General features: G+C 64.5%; 19 protein-coding genes (1 of these 19 cut by a window edge). 14 read left to right on the plus strand and 5 right to left on the minus strand.

Annotated features, from left to right (window positions below; all coding sequences use genetic code 11):
* Positions 1–3: 3 nt before the first annotated feature.
* The 9 genes from AAG591_RS10195 to AAG591_RS10235 all read left to right on the plus strand — a co-directional run bounded on the left by AAG591_RS10195 (position 4) and on the right by AAG591_RS10235 (position 7,837).
* Complete coding sequence (locus AAG591_RS10195) at positions 4–642, plus strand: ankyrin repeat domain-containing protein (RefSeq protein WP_342531110.1); 639 nt, start codon at positions 4–6, stop codon at positions 640–642.
* Positions 643–645: 3 nt separating this feature from the next.
* The gene (locus tag AAG591_RS10200) at positions 646–1,326 is read left to right on the plus strand and encodes a COQ9 family protein (protein ID WP_342531111.1); all 681 of its coding nucleotides are present in this window, start codon (positions 646–648) and stop codon (positions 1,324–1,326) included.
* Positions 1,327–1,388: 62 nt separating this feature from the next.
* Positions 1,389–1,628, plus strand: coding sequence for a FeoA family protein (locus AAG591_RS10205; protein ID WP_342531113.1), 240 nt, complete (start codon positions 1,389–1,391; stop codon positions 1,626–1,628).
* Between the two features lie 10 nt (positions 1,629–1,638).
* Positions 1,639–3,483: a ferrous iron transporter B gene (feoB, locus tag AAG591_RS10210; RefSeq protein ID WP_342531114.1), complete on the plus strand. Its 1,845-nt coding sequence runs from the start codon at positions 1,639–1,641 to the stop codon at positions 3,481–3,483.
* A gap of 89 nt (positions 3,484–3,572) precedes the next feature.
* Complete coding sequence (gene ssb / locus AAG591_RS10215) at positions 3,573–4,091, plus strand: single-stranded DNA-binding protein (RefSeq protein ID WP_342531115.1); 519 nt, start codon at positions 3,573–3,575, stop codon at positions 4,089–4,091.
* A gap of 113 nt (positions 4,092–4,204) precedes the next feature.
* A complete protein-coding gene (locus tag AAG591_RS10220; protein WP_342531116.1) occupies positions 4,205–4,621 on the plus strand; it encodes a hypothetical protein in 417 nt (138 codons plus the stop codon).
* Positions 4,622–4,851: 230 nt separating this feature from the next.
* On the plus strand, positions 4,852–5,778 hold the full coding sequence (locus AAG591_RS10225; protein ID WP_342531117.1) for a DMT family transporter: 927 nt from the start codon (positions 4,852–4,854) through the stop codon (positions 5,776–5,778).
* Between the two features lie 81 nt (positions 5,779–5,859).
* A complete protein-coding gene (locus AAG591_RS10230) occupies positions 5,860–7,188 on the plus strand; it encodes a TrkH family potassium uptake protein (RefSeq protein WP_342531118.1) in 1,329 nt (442 codons plus the stop codon).
* Positions 7,178–7,837, plus strand: coding sequence for a potassium channel family protein (locus tag AAG591_RS10235; protein WP_342531119.1), 660 nt, complete (start codon positions 7,178–7,180; stop codon positions 7,835–7,837). Before AAG591_RS10230 ends, AAG591_RS10235 begins: the two co-directional genes overlap by 11 nt.
* A 29-nt stretch (positions 7,838–7,866) precedes the next feature.
* Here AAG591_RS10235 and AAG591_RS10240 read toward each other — a convergent pair whose 3' ends face one another.
* The 3 genes from AAG591_RS10240 to AAG591_RS10250 form a co-directional block, all read right to left on the minus strand.
* The gene (locus AAG591_RS10240) at positions 7,867–8,289 is read right to left on the minus strand and encodes a PAS domain-containing protein (protein ID WP_342531120.1); all 423 of its coding nucleotides are present in this window, start codon (positions 8,287–8,289) and stop codon (positions 7,867–7,869) included.
* 338 nt (positions 8,290–8,627) lie between these two features.
* Positions 8,628–9,173, minus strand: coding sequence for a YceD family protein (locus AAG591_RS10245; RefSeq protein ID WP_342531121.1), 546 nt, complete (start codon positions 9,171–9,173; stop codon positions 8,628–8,630).
* A complete protein-coding gene (locus AAG591_RS10250) occupies positions 9,170–9,712 on the minus strand; it encodes a ubiquinol-cytochrome C chaperone family protein (RefSeq protein WP_342531122.1) in 543 nt (180 codons plus the stop codon). The genes AAG591_RS10245 and AAG591_RS10250 overlap by 4 nt, the downstream gene beginning before the upstream one ends.
* 173 nt (positions 9,713–9,885) lie before the next feature.
* On the opposite strand from AAG591_RS10250, the gene AAG591_RS10255 reads away from it, so the two are divergent.
* The 5 genes from AAG591_RS10255 to AAG591_RS10275 all read left to right on the plus strand — a co-directional run bounded on the left by AAG591_RS10255 (position 9,886) and on the right by AAG591_RS10275 (position 14,355).
* Positions 9,886–10,356, plus strand: a complete 471-nt coding sequence (locus tag AAG591_RS10255; RefSeq protein WP_342531123.1) for an outer membrane protein assembly factor BamE — start codon at positions 9,886–9,888, stop codon at positions 10,354–10,356.
* A 51-nt stretch (positions 10,357–10,407) separates the two neighbouring features.
* The gene (hslV, locus tag AAG591_RS10260; protein ID WP_342531124.1) at positions 10,408–10,965 is read left to right on the plus strand and encodes an ATP-dependent protease subunit HslV; all 558 of its coding nucleotides are present in this window, start codon (positions 10,408–10,410) and stop codon (positions 10,963–10,965) included.
* Positions 10,966–11,098: 133 nt separating this feature from the next.
* A complete protein-coding gene (hslU, locus tag AAG591_RS10265) occupies positions 11,099–12,400 on the plus strand; it encodes an ATP-dependent protease ATPase subunit HslU (protein WP_342531125.1) in 1,302 nt (433 codons plus the stop codon).
* A gap of 148 nt (positions 12,401–12,548) precedes the next feature.
* Positions 12,549–12,971, plus strand: a complete 423-nt coding sequence (locus AAG591_RS10270; RefSeq protein WP_342531127.1) for a hypothetical protein — start codon at positions 12,549–12,551, stop codon at positions 12,969–12,971.
* A gap of 181 nt (positions 12,972–13,152) precedes the next feature.
* The gene (locus tag AAG591_RS10275; protein WP_342531128.1) at positions 13,153–14,355 is read left to right on the plus strand and encodes an MFS transporter; all 1,203 of its coding nucleotides are present in this window, start codon (positions 13,153–13,155) and stop codon (positions 14,353–14,355) included.
* A gap of 7 nt (positions 14,356–14,362) precedes the next feature.
* Here AAG591_RS10275 and AAG591_RS10280 read toward each other — a convergent pair whose 3' ends face one another.
* Together AAG591_RS10280 and AAG591_RS10285 are read right to left on the minus strand one after the other, a co-directional pair.
* Positions 14,363–15,898 (minus strand): SulP family inorganic anion transporter, encoded by a 1,536-nt coding sequence (locus AAG591_RS10280; protein ID WP_342531130.1) that lies wholly within the window; start codon positions 15,896–15,898, stop codon positions 14,363–14,365.
* Positions 15,899–15,972: 74 nt separating this feature from the next.
* A protein-coding gene (locus AAG591_RS10285; RefSeq protein WP_342531132.1) for an ABCB family ABC transporter ATP-binding protein/permease crosses the window boundary here: on the minus strand, positions 15,973–17,591 show its 3' portion. The gene runs 196 nt beyond the window's last position; 1,619 of the gene's 1,815 nt are visible here — the last part of the coding sequence; the start codon falls outside the window, past its right edge — the gene reads right to left on this strand; the stop codon is at positions 15,973–15,975.

A 17,591-nucleotide genomic window follows, 5' to 3' on the forward strand; every position in this document is an offset into this window, starting at 1 on the left:
GCTATGACAGGAGTGTTTAAGGTGTCGCCGCCGTTTATCCGCAATTGGGCCCGCGTGGCCATCCTTTCTCTCCTCGCGCTGAGCGGCGTTGCGCTCGCCCAGGCGGGCGGGATCCGGTCCGATGCTTACAAGTTTCTCAAGGCTGTGCGCGAGGGCGACGCGACTGCCGTGACCACGATGGTGGAAAGCCCCACCGCAAGCGTCCTGATCAACAGCAAGGATATCGCTACCGGCGAAACCGCGTTGCACATCGTCGCCGCGCGCCAGGATACGCGCTGGATCCGCTTCCTGACGCAGAAGGGCGCCAATCCCAACCAGACAGACAAGCAGGGCGTGACCCCGCTGGAGATTTCGACCCGGCTCGGCGATGCAGAAAGCGTGACCGCTCTCCTCGAAGCGGGCGCCCGGGTCGATCCGGTGACATCGACCGGGGAGACGCCGCTGATCTTCGCGGTTCACAAGCGCGATATTCCTCTGGTTCAGGTTCTGCTCGAACACGGAGCCAATCCTGACCGGACCGACAATTCGGGTCGTTCTGCCCGCGATTATGTCGCGATAATCGACGAAACCCGGCTGACCGATGCCTTCGCCGCTGCGGCGGACAAGAGCCAGTCGACCGAACAATACGGACCGAGCTTTTAAGCGATGATCGAAAACGCCGCCAATCTGACGCTCGACGAACTGCGTACCGCGCTCGCTCCCGCAATTGCCGATTCGGCGATCTTCGACGGCTGGAGCGAAACCGCGCTTCTCACCGCTGCCGAGATGGAGGGGGTCGACCCGGCGCTGGCAAGGCTGGCATTCAAGCCCGGTGGGCGCCAATCGGCCGCGATGGCCATGGTCGCGGCATGGATCGAGTCGATCGACGAAGCAATGGCGCGCGACATGCCGCAAGAGGTGCTCGCCACCCGGAAGATCCGCGAAAAGATCCGCGATCTCGTCCTCTACCGGCTCGATGCGGTGGCAGGGCAGGAAGAGGCGATGCGCCGCGCGCTCGCGATCGGCTCGATGCCGCAGAACATCCGGGCTTCCTTGCGCGGTGCATGGAACAGCGCGGACCTGATGTGGCGGCTGGCAGGCGACACGGCGACCGATTACAATCACTATACAAAGCGCGCGATCCTCTCTTCCTTGTACAGCGCCACCTTGCTGGTCTGGATCGACGACGAGAGCGAGGACAAGGCGGAAACGCACGCCTTCCTCGACCGCCGGATCGAGAACGTCATGCAGTTCGAAAAGGCAAAGGCGCAGTTGCTGGGGAGGGCTGACCGGGAAAGCTTCAGTCCCGTGCGGCTGCTGGGTCGCCTGAGGTACCCTGCCAACTAAGGTGCGTGAGGGGTATTGATAATCAGTTGCATCTAGTGACGGGCTTTGTCAGAAGCGCGCGCATGACCCTCGAAAAGCTCAAGCCCGGCACCAGCGCCCGTATCGCCCGGATAGACTGGGATGCACTGCCGCCCGCAGATGCGAAGCGGATGCGGGCGCTCGGCTTCGAACCGGGGGTGGAAATTTCCATGGCTCACCACGGTGTGTTCGGCGGGCGGGATCCCGTTGCCGTTTCCATAGGACGCATGACCATCGCACTGCGCAAGGTGCAGGCTGCCGCCATTTCGCTCGACGCGGCCTGAGGTTCAATCGATGAGCGAGAATTTCCGGGTCGCATTGCTCGGCAATCCCAATTCCGGCAAAAGCGCGCTGTTCAACAAGCTGACCGGCGCGCGCCAGAAGATCGCCAACTATCCCGGCGTCACCGTGGAGCGCGTGGCCGGCGTGCTCGCGCTGCCCGACGGCACGCATGCCGACGTGATCGATCTGCCCGGCGCCTATGCCTTCGACGCCTCCAGCCCTGACGAGGAAGTGACTCGCAAGGTCGTCCACGGCGAGTTTCCTGGCGAGGCCGAGCCCGATGTGCTGGTGCTTGTGCTCGATGCAGGCAACCTCGAGCAGCACCTTGTTTTCGCGCAGGAAGTCCTCGCGTTGGGCAAGCCCACCGTGGTCGCGCTCAACATGGTCGACATGGCGGAACGCGACGGGTTGAAGCTCGACGTCGAGGTCCTCTCCAAGGCGCTTGGCGTGCCGGTGGTGGAGACCGTCGCCGTGCGCCGCCGCGGGCTCGACGAGCTCAAGGCCGCCATCGCCGCTGCGCGGCCCGCAGTGGGCACCCTCGTCGACCGTCCCCGCATGGACGCAACCGAGCGACGGTTGGAGGCGCGAACCATTGCGAAGGCGATCGTATATCAAACCTCGAAGGCACGCCGGATCGGCGATCGGCTGGACAACGTCCTGCTGAACCCATGGATCGGGCCCCTGATCCTGCTGGTGCTGTTGTTCGTGATGTTCCAGGCCGTGTTCGCATGGGCCGCCCCGCTGACCGATGCGCTCGACGGCGCGGCGGGATCGCTGGGTGCATGGGTCGAAGGCGCGATGCCCGAGAGTTTCCTGCGCGATCTGCTGACGCAGGGGATTATCGCAGGGGTGGGTTCGGTGGTCGTGTTCCTGCCGCAGATCATCATCCTGTTCTTCTTCATCCTGGTGATGGAAGCGACCGGCTACATGGCCCGCGCCGCCTTCCTGATGGACCGGCTGATGGCGGGCGTTGGCCTGTCGGGCCGCAGCTTCATTCCGCTGCTGTCCAGCTTTGCCTGCGCCATCCCCGGCATCATGGCGACCCGCAGCATCGCGGACCCGAAGGACCGGCTGACCACGATCCTGATCGCGCCGCTGATGACCTGTTCGGCGCGGTTGCCGGTGTATGCGGTCATCATTGCCGCTTTCATTCCGCAACGCACCGTGGCCGCGGGGATCGGTTTGCAGGGCCTCGTACTGTTCGCGCTCTATCTCGCCGGAATCCTCGGCGCGCTGATCGTCGCGCTCATCCTTCGCGGTACCGTGACGAAGGGCGGGGCGACTGGCTTCATCATGGAGCTGCCGCGCTACCAGCTGCCGAGCGTAGGCGACATCGCGATAGGCCTGTGGCAACGTGCGTGGGTTTTCCTGCGCCGCGCAGGCACGATCATCTTTTCCGCCACCGTGATCCTGTGGCTGATGCTCAGTTTTCCGCAGGCCGAACCGGGTGAGAGCCAGGTCGATGCCTCCATCGCGGGGCATATTGCCGACGGGCTGAACGTCGTGCTCGAACCTATCGGTTTCAACCGCGAGATCAGCCTGGCGCTGGTGCCGGCAATGGCCGCGCGTGAGGTTGCGGTCGCGTCGCTCGCGACGACCTACGCGATCGACGCCAAGGACGACGAGGCCGAGGCCGAAGGGCTCGCCTCAACGCTGTCGCAGCGCTGGAGCCTGCCGACCGCGCTCGCCTTCCTTGCGTGGTTCGTGTTCGCCCCTCAGTGCCTTTCGACGATTGCGGTGGCGCGGCGCGAGACGAACGGGTGGAAATGGCCTACCTTCATGGTCGGCTACCTGTTTGCGCTCGCCTACGTCTTCGCCGGGATCACCTATTGGAGCGCGGTGGCGCTGGGCCTGTAGCGAGCCTGTTCACATCGGCGCTTTCCCTACTGGCCCCGATGCGCGCCATTCGATAGGCCCTTCGCAACAGACACGAAGGGATACGAATCATGGCGGGCAGCCTCAACAAGGTCATGCTGATCGGCAATCTGGGCGCGGACCCCGAAATCCGCAGCTTCCAGAACGGCGGCAAGGTCGCCAACCTGCGCATCGCGACGAGCGAGCAGTGGAAGGACCGCAACACCGGCGAGCGGCAGGAGCGGACCGAGTGGCACACCGTCGCGATCTTCTCCGAAGGCCTCGTCAACGTGGTCGAGCGGTTCCTGAAGAAGGGCAGCAAGGTCTACATCGAGGGCAAGCTGCAGACCCGCAAGTGGCAGGACCAGAACGGGCAGGACCGTTACAGCACCGAAGTCGTACTGCGCGGGTTCGACGGCACGCTGACCATGCTCGACGGCCCGCAGGGCGGCGGCGGCGGCGGTGGCGGTGGCCAGCGCGGCGGCGGCTATGGTGGGGGCAGCTCGGGCGGTGGCTCGTCGGGCGGCGATCAGGGCGGCTGGAACCAGGGCGGCGGCGGATCGGGCGGAGGCTCGAACTACGACGATCTGGACGACGACATCCCGTTCTGATCGACCAGCTCCGATCTCAGGGCCGGGTTCACCAAACGGACATCATGGGCGAGCAATGTAGGCGAATGCGCTTTCGTCCACTTCGCTTCGCCTTGATTGCCGCGCTCGCTGGCATGCTTGGCGCGCCGGGCCTGTTGCAGGCGCAGTCGCAGGCCGATGCGCCTGCGCAGCACCTGCGAGCGCTCGATGCGGCGGAGGCGAGCCGTGTGCTCGACACTCTCCGCCAAGAACAGGCGAAGCTGAGGAACGGGCAGAAGACATTCTTCCACCTCTCCAGCGGCGCTCCTGCATCCTACGACCAGAACCGGATCGCCCCGCGCGATGCCTTCCTGGCGCTGGACCTCGACCACGTCTGGCGGATCGAGCGCAAGTCTCCAGAGGGCGAGGTTTTCCCGCTCTACGAGATCACCGTGGTCCCCGATGGGCATAATGCACCGATCTGGAAGGTGGACGTCCAGATGACCTGGGCCAACGACGTGGCGCGGATCATCGAGGTCAGGATGTTCTACGGACCGCCCGCACCGTTCTGAATCGCGCTCCCGCGGCGGGCGGCCCTGACACACCTGACACAGTGTCCAGAGGGAGAAAAACTCTCCTCCCGAGCAACGCGTTTCTGCGGCGGATCGACCATGTCAAAGAACGGTCGCGATCATGCGCCGATGCTGCCGATGTAGGACAGCGAAATCGACCATTCTCGGGGGCGCGCAGTTTCCATCGACCGGAACTACGGCAGACTCCACTGGTCTAACCAATGTTGGCTATGTCTACAGGAAATACCTCTTCCTCCCCCGCCACGATCGCGCAGTTGCTTACGGGCATGGCGCTGTTCGGTACGGCGACCCCGCTCAGCAAGATCGTCGGCGCGCATTTTTCGATCTTCACCGCCTCGTGCCTGAGGATGGTTATTGCCAGCGTCGTGCTTGCCCCCTTCGTCTGGTTTGCAACGGACCGTTTCGCCAATGCCAAACGGTCCGACTGGTGGGTCATCGCCGCCATTTCCGCATTCGGGATGGTCGGTTTCACTGCCACGATGCTTTACGGCATGCGCCTGACGACGGGCGTCATCGGATCGACGATCATGAGCGCGACACCCGCCGTCACCGCGATCGCGGCAGTGGTATTCTTCGGCGCGGCGATGAATTGGCGGAAGGCAGGCGCGCTTGCGCTGGGCGTAGCGGGGATTGCGATCATCAACCTGTTCCGCGGCGGCGGAGGCGGGCAGGGCGGTGATGCCCTGCTGCTGGGCGCGGCGCTGGTCGGCGCGGCGATCTGCATGGAGGCCGCCTACACGCTGCTTTCACGCAAGCTTTCGGCCGGGATAAGCTCTCTCGAAACGACACTGGCCGCCTCGCTGCTGGCGATACCCCTGTTCGTCGTACTGGCTCTGCTGTTCGATGCGCACCCTTTCGCGTTCGGTCGGGCGAACACCTTCGGGCTTGGCGCACTGGCGTTCTGGGGTGCCGCCACCGGCGGGCTTGCGCCAGTGATCTGGTACACCGGCGTGCGCAAGGCGCCGGGGGCACTCGCAGCCGGTGCGATGGCGATCATGCCGATAACAGCATTGGTTATGTCATATGTACTGCTGGGCGAGGCATTCCGCTGGGTTCATCTGGCAGGCTTTGGACTGGTCTTCGCAGGCCTGCTGTTGATGATCGTCGAGAACACAAAGGGAGAAGATAACGGCTGAGCTAAGCGCGCTCTGCTGGCGGAAGGACGAGGTTCGCAAAGGCGCTTTATTCCGCCGCCGGATAGGAGCACAGCGCGCTGCGTGATTGCGCTGCGCGACCCGATTCGGCTGATTCCGCTGCTTTTCCTGGCGGCGATCCTCGTTGGCACGATCCTGCTGAGTTTGCCCTTTGCGACGACTGTCGGCGCGCGGGCCCCGCTGCTCACAGCGCTGTTCACGTCCACCTCCGCCGTTGCGGTGACAGGTCTTATCGTGGTCGATACGCCGACCTACTGGTCGGGCTTCGGGCAGGGCGTGATCCTGCTGCTGTTCCAGGTCGGCGGCTTCGGCATCATGACCTCGGCCACGCTGCTGGGCCTTATGGCCGGGCGAAGCTTCGGCCTGCGCGACCGGATGGCGACGCAGGTGGAGCGTAACCGGTTGGAAAAGCACGATGCGCTCTCCGCGCTCAAACTGATCCTTGGGATCACCGTGGTTGTGGAGGGGGTCGTTGCGATCATCCTGACCGCGCGGCTGATGGGTGGCTATGGCGAAACGCCGGGTCTGGCGCTGTGGCATGGGGTCTTCCACTCGGTCAGCGCGTTCAACAATGCGGGGTTCTCCAGCTATTCGGACAGTCTGATGGGCTTCCAGGACGATCCGCTGTTCCTCGGCCCGATCATGATCTCGATCATCATCACCGCGCTGGGCTTTCCCGTGATGCAGGATTTGCGCGCACACGGCATCGCGTGGCGACGCTGGTCGCTCCATACCAAGATCACCGTCTGGGGCACCGCTGCGTTGCTGCTGTTCGGCTTCGTGGCGATCCTTGCGATGGAGTGGGACAACCCTGCCACTCTGGGGCCGATGGGGTGGGGGTCGAAGATCCTCAACGCGGCCTTTCATTCGGTCATGCCGCGCACCGCCGGGTTCAACAGCCTGGATGTGGGCGCCTTTCACGACGAGACGCTGATGACCAACTTCTTCCTCATGTTCGTCGGCGGCGGCAGCGCGGGCACCGCGGGCGGGATCAAGGTGACGACCTTCTTCGTGCTGTTCGCGATCGTCCTGTCGGAGATTCTCGGGCGGCAGGACTCCGGCCTGTTCCAGCGCCGCTTCGGCCGCGAGATCCAGCGGCAGGCGCTGACCGTGACCGTGCTCTCGGCCACGCTGATCTTCGCCGCGACGACTTACATCGCCTCGATCAGCGGCCTGCCGCTCGACGATATTCTGTTCGAATGCATTTCCGCCTTTTCCACCGTCGGCCTGTCGACCGGGATCACCGCCAAACTGCCCGCCGGTGGGCTGGTGGCGCTGATCATCCTGATGTTCGTCGGGCGGGTGGGAACCATCACCGTGGCGACCGCGCTTGCGCTGGGTGGGCGCGACCGTCCCTATCGCTATCCGCAGGAGAACCCGATTGTCGGCTAAAAGACGCAAGCCCATCATGGTCATCGGCCTTGGCCGGTTCGGCGGCGCGGTGTCGCGCACGCTGGAGCGGATGGGGCATGAAGTGCTGGCGGTCGATATCGACCCCGCGCTGGTGCAGGAGTTCGCCGGTGAGCTGACCAAGGTGGTGGAAGCGGACGCGACCGACACGACTACGCTGGAACAGCTCGGAGCGAAGGACTTTGACGCCGCGGTGGTCGGCATCGGCACCAATATCGAGGCGAGCGTGCTGATTGTGCTGGCGCTGTCCGATCTGGGCCTGACCAATATCTGGGCCAAGGCCACCAACGAGAAACACGCGCGGATTCTTGAACGGACCGGCGCGGCGCACGTGGTTTTTCCCGAGCAGCGAATGGGCGAACGGGTGGCGCATCTCATCAACGAGAAGCTGCTCGATTTCATCGCCTTCGGCGACGAATTCGCGATCGCCCGGCTGATTGCGCCCGAGCCGCTGCTGGGCCTGCCCCTGGTCACCAGCCAGTGCCGCAAGAAATACGATGTGACGGTGGTCGGCGTGAAGCGTGAAGGGGAGAATTTCATCCACGCGGTGCCCGACACGATTATCTTCCCGGGCGACGAGCTGGTCGTCTCGGGCAGAATCCACGACCTCGAGGCGTTTTCCGCGATGTAGTCCGCCTGGCGTGTGTCGCGCGTCGCGGGTCACGCGTCGGCGTGGTAATCCTCTTCTAAAGAGAGGGTGTTCAGGTCTTCATTTCCGAAGGTTGTGAAAGGTCTGGTGTCGGGGGCGTCGAAAAGGACGCCGAACAACTCGACCGGTTTCCCGTCAGGGCCGAAGTTGCAGATGCCGCGGGACATGATCGGTCGTTCCACTCCCTGCTCGTCGATGATGCGAGCATCCAGATGGAATGGACTGCCCGATGCAACAGCGCTGTCGAAGGTCTCTCTGACCCGTGCACGGTCGTCGGGGTGATAATAGTCGATCGCGTCGTCGAGGGGGGCGCACCGGCTGCTTTGGGCCGGCCGTGGACCGCGAAAACGCGATCCGACCAGAATATTTTCTGGGTTCGCAGATCGACCATCCAGGTGGACACCGAAGCGACGTTTTCGGCCAGGGTAAGGCATGCGCGGTCGCGTTCCGCCTGCGCCAATCTGACTTGCAATCTCTCGCGCGCAATCAGCATGAAAATGCCGCATGTGACCGCAGAAAGCGTCGCGCCCAGAACGAACATCAAAAGTGGCGACAAGACCTCAGGCTCCGAAATAGCGTACCTTTTCAAATGCCTCCGCTGCAGACCTGGCTCCGCCGCTTGGGGGCACTACTTATATTCGCATTACCTAATGGGTCTATAGCATTTTCTGTTAAAATTTTTCTCCGACCCGCACGCAGGGGCGATCCGACTTCGGGTTGAGGCGAGGGAGCAGGCAATCGGGAGATTTCGCGGCAATCGTACCGCGGCGCCTCAGTTGCCTTTTAGCGCGGCGCCGAGCGCATCGGCCAAGGGGCCGGAAGGGGAATCGTCTGACTTGATGCCCGCCTTTTCGCGAGCTGCGTCGGCGTCAGGCCCCTCGGCATAGGGATCGATCGCAAGGGCGAGCGTCTGGGCGACCGCTTCGCCCAGATCCAACGTCTCACCGTTATATTCGATCTCGTCGAGATCGCTGGTGTCGAGTTCGATCTCGATCTCCTCGCCCTCTTGCAGCGCAGGGTCTATCGAGCCTTCGGGGACGAAGCGCAGGGCAATGTCTTCTTCGATATGGACGGGGAAATCCTCGCCGGAAACGGCGCAGGGCTGGACGATATCGGCCTCCAGCTTTCCCGCGGCTGCTACCCGGTCGCCGTTTCGGTCGAGCGAAATCTCGGCGGTCAGGCTGCGCACTTCGGTGATGGCGAAGCGACGAGCAAGCGCCGCGCGTTCGCCCTCATCCGCTTCCAGCAGAACCGGCTTGCCGGTAATCTGGCGCAGCGAGACCAGCCGGGAAAATTCGGGGGCGGTGCTTTGGTTCATTCGGCGATCTCTCCGCGCTCCAGCGTGGCGAAGTCGGTTCGCACAAGGCGTGCATGGAAGGCGCGCAGGCCCTGGGCCACCAGTGCCGGGTCGCCATCTTCTTGCGCCAGGTGCATGTTCCGCTCGACAACGCCCGCCAGCGCAGCGTCGTCGCCTTCGCGCAGCGCATCGCGCAAGGTGCCGGCGCGCCCGCCGAGCGTCGCCATCATCCGGCCGATCATCTTGCCCACGGTGGGGTCGCCGATCCCGGCCTCGCGCATCTGCCCCTCCATGTCCTCCACGAACAGTTCTGTAAGGCGCGCGGCTGCGGGCACGCCCTCGTCGGCCTCGCTCTCGAGCCGCAGGATGGCGAGAGCGGTCAGCATCGATACCATGTCGAACCGCCCATCCAGCGTGTCGGCCACGCTGGCCTGCGCGTACCAGTGTTCCTCGCGCGCGGCGATGACGAGGCGGTGCCAGAGCGGCCGCCAGGCCTCGCGCGGATCGGGCGCGGTTCGCAGCAGGCGGTGGAGGAACGACATGGCTGGGGCTTCCTTCATTCAGCGGCAATTCAAGCGCGGGCGCAAGAGATGCGGCACACGCTTCGTGCATCCGCCTTCGCGGGTGGCATTGCGCGGGGGCGGGCGAGGCCGTAAGGCTCGCGCCACGATATAGCGTGTGCGCCCGTCCACGAAAGGGCGCGCGCCGAATTTGCGAAGAGGGTTTCGAATTTATGCGGATCGTGAAGCTTGTTGCGCCGGTCGTGTTGCTCGGGCTGGCTGTGTCGGCGGGAGGGTGCACCTCGATCCGCGAGACGCGCGGCTATTTTAACGATTCGCGGCTGATCGGATTGATCCAGCCGGGCATCGACAACCAGCAATCGGTCGAGGCGACGCTTGGCCGGCCGACTTTCACCAGCCAGTTCGGGCCGGAGACCTGGTATTACGTATCGACCCAGACGGGCCGCAAACCCTTCGTGCGTCCCCGGATCAAGGATCAGTCGGTTCTGGCCGTGCAATTCGACGGGACGGGCAACGTGGTCGCCGCCGATCGCAGCGGGATGGAACAGGTTGTCTTCCTGACCCCCGACGGCGATGCGACGCCGACGCTGGGGCGTGAGCGCGGCTTCCTCGAAGACCTGTTCGGCAATATCGGCACGGTCGGCGCTGGCGCTGGCGGTGCGGGCGGGACCCCGGGAGGCTGACGGCACAGTATCGCGCTTGATGCTGCGCGCATGGCCCCCATATCGCACGCCATGACAGCGGATAGCGCCAGCCACGGCCTGCAACAGTGGCACGGAACGACCATCATCGGCGTCAAGCGCGGCGACACCACCGTGCTCGCGGGTGACGGCCAGGTTTCCATGGGCAACACGGTGATGAAGCCCAATGCGAAGAAGGTTCGCCGGATCGGCGATGGCAAGGTCGTCGCCGGTTTTGCGGGCGCGACCGCCGATGCCTTCACCTTGTTCGAGCGGCTGGAGCGCAAGCTGGACCAGTATTCGGGCCAGCTGATGCGCGCGGCGGTCGAGTTGGCGAAGGACTGGCGGACCGACAAGTATCTGCGCAATCTCGAAGCGCTCATGATCGTGGCCGACAAGGACACGCTGTTGGTGCTGACCGGCAATGGCGACGTGCTGGAGCCCGAAGGCGGCATCGCCGCGATCGGCTCTGGCGGCAATTACGCGCTCGCCGCCGCGCGCGCTCTCTCCGACTACGAGACCGACCCGGAAAAGATCGCCCGCCGTGCGATGGCCGTGGCAGCCGAGGTCTGCGTTTTCACCAACGACCAGGTCACGCTCGAAACCGTCTAAAGCCCTCGCCCTTTCAGGGGAGAGGGTTGGGAGAGGGGGAGTGCGCAGACCGCCCCTCTCAATTCCGACTAGCTAGCTGCGCAGCCAAGTCTCCGTATCTCTCCTCTCAAGGGGAGAGAGCGTAAGGAAGAAAATGATCCAGTCCCTCACTCCCAAGGCGATCGTCGCCGCTCTCGACGAACACATCATCGGCCAGAAGGATGCCAAGCGCGCGGTCGCCGTGGCGCTGCGCAACCGCTGGCGCAGGCAGCGGCTGGGGCCGGACCTGCGCGACGAGGTGACGCCCAAGAACATCCTGATGATCGGCCCGACCGGATGCGGGAAGACCGAGATTTCTCGGCGTCTCGCGCGACTCGCCGAAGCACCCTTCGTGAAGGTGGAGGCGACCAAGTTCACCGAGGTCGGCTATGTCGGCCGCGATGTCGAACAGATCGCGCGCGATCTCGTCGAAGAAGCGATCCGGCTGGAGAAGGACCGTCGGCGTGAGGCCGTGCGCGAATCCGCGAGCGAGGCCGCGATGGAGCGCCTGCTCGACGCGCTGGTGGGCGACAGCGCCTCCGAAGCCACACGCCAGAGCTTCCGCGAGCGGATCACGCAGAACGCGATGAATGACGTCGAGGTCGAGATCGAGCTGAACGAAAGCCCCGCGATGCCGATGGATATCCCCGGCATGGGCGGCAATGTCGGAATGATCGACCTTTCCGACATGTTCGGCAAGGCCATGGGCAAGAAGCCCACCAGCCGCCGCAAGCTGCGCGTGCCCGAGGCCTGGGACAGGCTGGTCGACGAAGAAGCCGAAAAGCGGATGGACCAGGACGATGTGGCCCGCGTCGCGCTCCAGAATGCGGAGACCAACGGAATCGTCTTCCTCGACGAGATCGACAAGATCGCGGTCAGCGACGTGCGCGGTGGCTCCGTGTCACGCGAAGGCGTGCAGCGCGACCTGCTGCCGCTGATCGAGGGGACCACCGTGGCGACCAAGCACGGCCCGATGAAGACCGACCATGTGCTGTTCATCGCGAGCGGCGCGTTCCACGTTTCCAAGCCGAGCGACATGCTGCCCGAACTGCAGGGCCGCCTGCCGATCCGCGTCGAGCTGCGCGCGCTGACCGAGGAAGACTTCGTGCGCATTCTCAGCGAGACCCGCGCCAACCTCGTCCAGCAATACACCGCGCTGATCGGGACCGAGAAAGTGACGCTCGACATCACCGAAGAGGCCGTGCGCGAAGTCGCCAAGATCGCCGCGCAGGTGAACGAGGCGGTCGAGAATATCGGCGCGCGGCGTTTGCAGACCGTGATGGAGCGTCTGCTCGAAGACATCAGCTTCGAAGCCGAAGAGCACGAAGGCGAGACCGTCACCATCGACGCCGCCTACGTGCGCGAAAGGCTCGACGACCTCGCGCGCGATACTGATCTGAGCAAGTATATCCTGTAGCCGAGTGCGATCGTCATCCGCGACCGTTCGGCTGAGGGACCGCCGGGCGAATTCCCGACTGCGCACTGAAAATACGACAGTGTTTGTAACTTGAGCTCCCCTTTGCGCGATCTACGCTGACCGTTCGAGATCAATCGAAAGGCTCAGAATGCGCAAAATGATAGCATCCACCTTGTGTGCGGCTCTGGTTCTCACGCATGGCGCGGCGTGGGCAAAGACCTACGAGGAAGCAGCCGCGTCGGGTGTTTCTCCGGTCACGGCGGACGAAATACTCCAGTGCAGCTTTTACTGGGACGCGTGGGCGCGCAGCCTGAACCCCGATTTCTACGGCGAGGGCAAGGGCATCTGGGATCCGGGCTTCATCGCCAAGCTGAACCCGGCCGTGCAGCTTCCGGCTGCAGCGGAAACAGCGAAATACTGGTCCGAACGTGCGAAGGCGAAGTTCAAGGAGCAGGGCAAGTCCAAGGCCTACGAAGAGGGCATGAAGAACGCCCCGGACTACGACGTGCAGGCGCTCGACGAACGCAAGTTCATGGAGTTGCTCGGGAAGTGCGCGCGGCCCGCGAAATAGGTCAGGAAGCGCCAAGGCGCACGCCGAGGCTAGCGATATACCCTCCCCGCCGCTCTCGCGGAGCAACGAGTTGGTGGGGAGGGCGCGTTGTCCCCTTTTTGCTGCCCATCAGGGGGTCCACGCGCAGGTCGTGCGGCCAATCGCTTGACCGCGCTGCCTCCACGCACGAAGGCGGGCGCGCATGACCGAACCCACCCGCCTCACCACCGCGCAGGAATACTGGCTCGCCGTCGCGGCGGCCGTCGTCACCGCGAACGCCTATTACATCCACCCGATCATCGGCGACGTCGCGCGCCATTTCGGTGTCGGCGCGGCGCAGATCGGGCTGGTGCCGGCGCTCAACCAGTTGGCGCTGGCGCTGGGCATCCTGCTGCTGCTGCCGCTGGGAGACCGCTTTTCCAACCGCACGCTGACGATCCTGTTCACCATCGGCCAGTGCGGCGGGCTGATCGTGATGACGCTCGCGCAGGGGCTAACGCTGTTCACCGTCGGATCGACGCTGCTCGGCTTCTTCACCATCGCGCCCTACCTGCTGCCCGCCTACGCATCGAAGCGCGTCGCACCCGAGCGGCTGGGCCATGTCACCGCGATCCTGACCGCGGGCGTGATTTTCGGCATCCTCGTTGCGCGAGTCGGGGCGGGGGTGGTCGCCGAATATTTCGGCTGGCGGACGGTCTACTGGATCGCGACGGGGCTGATGATCGCGATCACGCTTGCGTTGCCGCACATCATGGAAAAGGGCGTGCGCGACAAGGACGCGAGCCGACTGCCTTATCTTGGCCTGATCGCCTCGCTGTTCGCGCTGATGCGCGACCGGCGCGAAGTGCTGCTGTCGGGCGCGATCCAGGGGATCGGCTTCGGGCAGTTTATCGCGCTGTGGCTGGGGCTCGCGCTGCACCTGACCGGGCCGGAGATGGGCTACGGCACAGATGTCGTCGGCTATCTGGCCGGGTTTGCGGCGGTCAGCGTGTTCTCGACCCCCTATTGGGGACGGCTGGCGGACCGGATCGGGCCGAGGAAGGCGCGCGTGGGCTATTCGCTGGTGCAGGTCCTCGGGATTTCGCTGCTGCTGCCCTTCGGTAATAACCTGTGGCTGCTGATGATTCCGATCCTGATCGGCAATATCGTCGGCCCCGCCATAGACGTGACCAGCCGCATGACCTTCCTCTCGCAGGAACCCGAGCTGCGCACCCGGCTGACGACGATCTACATCGTGATGATGTTCCTCGGCGGCGCGGTCGGCAGCATCGCGGGCACGGCATTGTTCGAGGCTTATGGCTGGGCGGGGACGGCGCTCGCCATCCTCGCCAGCTGCCTGAGCCTGTGCGTGCTCTCTTTCGTGGCATACCGCCTGTACGGCGACCGGGATCAGCCGACCGGCTGATCCAGCCCTACGGGTGCGGCGCGAGGCCGATCTCGACGCCCGTGCGGTCGGTTGCGCCATGGCGGTCGACCAGATCGGCGCTTGCCTCGTTCAGGCCGACGACCTGCACGCTGCGGCCGTGCATCCGCATCCGCTCGACCACCTTGTCGAGCGCGCCGATGGCCGAAATGTCCCAGAAGTGCGCGCGGGTGACGTCGATGATCACGTGATCCGCCGGGTCCGGGCGCAGGCTCTCCGGCCCCAGCGCGGCTTCGAACCGTGCCACACTGCCGAAGAAGATCTCGCCGTGCGCGGTGTAGGTGGCGGTGTCGCCCACTTTCGTGCGCTCCACCTCGAACATGTGCATCACCTTCTGGACGAAGAAGATGCCCGACAGCAGCACGCCGACCAGCACGCCGATGGCGAGGTTGTGCGTTGCGACCACCACCGCGACGGTGACGAACATCACCATCGAACTTTGCCACGGATGCACGCGCAGGTTGGGGATCGAGTTCCAGCTGAACGTCCCGATGCTGACCATGATCATGATCGCGACCAGCGCGGGCATCGGTACCTGACCGACGATTCCGCCGAGCACGCTGAGCAGGATCAGCAGCGCAAAGCCTGCGGTGAAAGTGGAAAGGCGTCCGCGCCCGCCGCTGGTCACGTTGATGACCGACTGGCCGATCATTGCGCACCCGCCCATGCCGCCGAACAGCGCGGCGACGATATTGGCGATGCCTTGGCCCGCGCTCTCACGGCGCTTGTCGCTGCCGGTGTGCGTCATGTCGTCGACGATCTGCGCGGTAAGCAGGCTTTCGAGCAGGCCGACCGCCGCCATGGTGAGCGAGTAGGGCGCGATGATCGTCAGCGTCTCCCAGGTCAGCGGCACATCGGGCAGCATGAAGAAGGGCAGGCCCTGCGGCAGCTCGCCCATGTCGGATACGGTGTTGACGGGCGAGCCGAGCCATAGCGACAGGCAGGTCAGTACGATGATCGCGACCAGCGGGCTGGGGATCGCGGTGCTGAGCTTGGGCACGAGATAGATCATCGCGAGGCCACCTGCGACCATCGCGTATGTGATCCAGTTGACGCCTTCGTTCGTCGGATCGAGCTGGGGCAGCTGCGCCATGAAGATCAGGATCGCGAGCGCATTGACGAAGCCGGTGATGACGCTGCGGCTGACGAACTGCATCAGCAGGTTGAGTTTGAGCAGCGCGGCGATTCCCTGGAAGATGCCCATCAGGATCGTCGCGGCGAACAGATATTCGACCCCGTGATCGCGCACGAGCGGCACCACGACCACCGCCACCGCAGCGGTCGCGGCGGAGATCATGCCGGGGCGCCCGCCGGTAAACGCAATCACCATCGCGATGGCGACCGATGCATAGAGCCCGACGCGCGGGTCCACGCCCGCAATGATCGAGAAGCCGATCGCCTCCGGGATCAGCGCCAGCGCGACGACTATTCCCGCCAGCACGTCGGCGCGGACATTGCCGAACCATTCGCTCTTCCATCGGGCCGTTCTGCTGGCATGCGCGTTCGCGCCGTTCGTGGGCGTCATGTCAATTCCATCTTTTGAAGGGCAGGGGCGACCCGTGCACGATGCTGCGCTGCAACACAACCCGTGCGCTTTGGTTAGTCTGTGGCTTCGACCTGCTCTGCCTGTTGGCGCATCCACATCTCGGCATACAGACCGTCGCGGCGCAACAGGTCCGCATGGTGCCCCTGTTCGGCGAGACGACCATGCTCCAGCACCAGGATACGGTCGGCATCCGCGATCGTGGAAAGGCGGTGCGCGATCGCCAGCGTGGTGCGCCCGCGGGCGACCCTGTTGAGCGTCGCAAGGATTTCCTGCTCGGTCCGCGAATCGAGCGCGCTGGTCGCCTCGTCGAGGATCACGATCGGCGGATCTTTCAGCAGCGTGCGTGCAATCGCCACGCGCTGCTTCTCTCCGCCCGAGAGCTTGAGGCCGCGTTCGCCCACCTGCGTGTCGAAGCCTTCGGGCAATGCTTCGATGAAGGGCAGGATCGCCGCGCCTCTCGCGGCTTCGCGCACGTCGTCTTCATCGGCATTGGCGCGGCCATAGGCGATGTTGTAGCCGATGGTGTCGTTGAACAGCACGCTGTCCTGCGGGACGATACCGATGCTGGCGCGCAAGCTTTCCTGCTGAACCTGCGCGATATCCTGCCCGTCGATCAGGATGCGACCCGCGCTGGGATCGTAGAAGCGGAACAGCAGCCGCGCGATGGTGCTCTTGCCCGCGCCCGACGGGCCGACCAGAGCCACGGTCTCGCCCGCGCGGATCTCGAAATCGAGCCCGTGGAGGATTTGCCGATCCTCGTCGTAGCCGAAATGGACGTTTTCGAAGGTGATGCCCGGTTCCTTTATTTGGAGCGCGGGCGCGCCGGGCGCGTCCTCCACCTCGACATCGGCATCCATCAGGCGGAACATCGCCGCCATGTCGATCAGCCCTTGCCGGATCGTGCGGTAGACGAAGCCGAGCAGGTCGAGCGGGCGGAAAAGCTGGGTCAGGTAGGTCTGCACGAACACCAGATCGCCGGTGGTGAGCTTGCCCTGGCTCCAGCCCCACACGGTATAGGCCATCGCGCCCGCCATCAGCAGGTTGGTGATGAACGACTGCGCGATGTTGAGCAGGCCGAGCGATCCGTCGGACTTGATCGCGGCCTCGGAATATTGGCGTGTCGCCTTGGCATAGCGTTCATGCTCGCGCGCCTCGGCACCGAAATATTTGACCGTCTCGTAGTTCAGCAGCGAATCGACCGCACGTGCCAGCGCCTGCCCGTCGAGGTCGTTCATCTCGCGCCGCAGCTTTGTCCGCCATTCGGTGATCATCTGCGTCACCGCGATATAGGCGACCACGGTGACGCCGGTCGCCAGCACCAGCCCAATGCCGAAATTGAAGTAGAAGATCACCGCGACCGCGATCAGCTCGATCAGCGTGGGCGCGATGTTGAACAGCAGGAAATAGAGCATCGTGTCGATGCTCTTGGTCCCGCGCTCCACCGTCTTGGTGATCTCGCCCGTGCGGCGCGAGAGGTGGAAGCGTAGCGACAGCTGGTGCAGACGGCGGAAGACGTCTTCGGCGAACTGGCGGGTGGCGTCCTGCCCGACACGCTCGAAGATCATGTTGCGGATACTGTCGAACGCGACGCTGGCGAAGCGGCCCGCAGAATAGGCGATTACGAAGGATATCGCGACCATCGCCACGGCGTTGGACGGCGTAGTCATCGCGT

Origin of the sequence: Citromicrobium bathyomarinum (assembly GCF_038594485.1) — a bacterium.
Lineage (GTDB): Bacteria > Pseudomonadota > Alphaproteobacteria > Sphingomonadales > Sphingomonadaceae > Alteriqipengyuania > Alteriqipengyuania bathyomarina_A.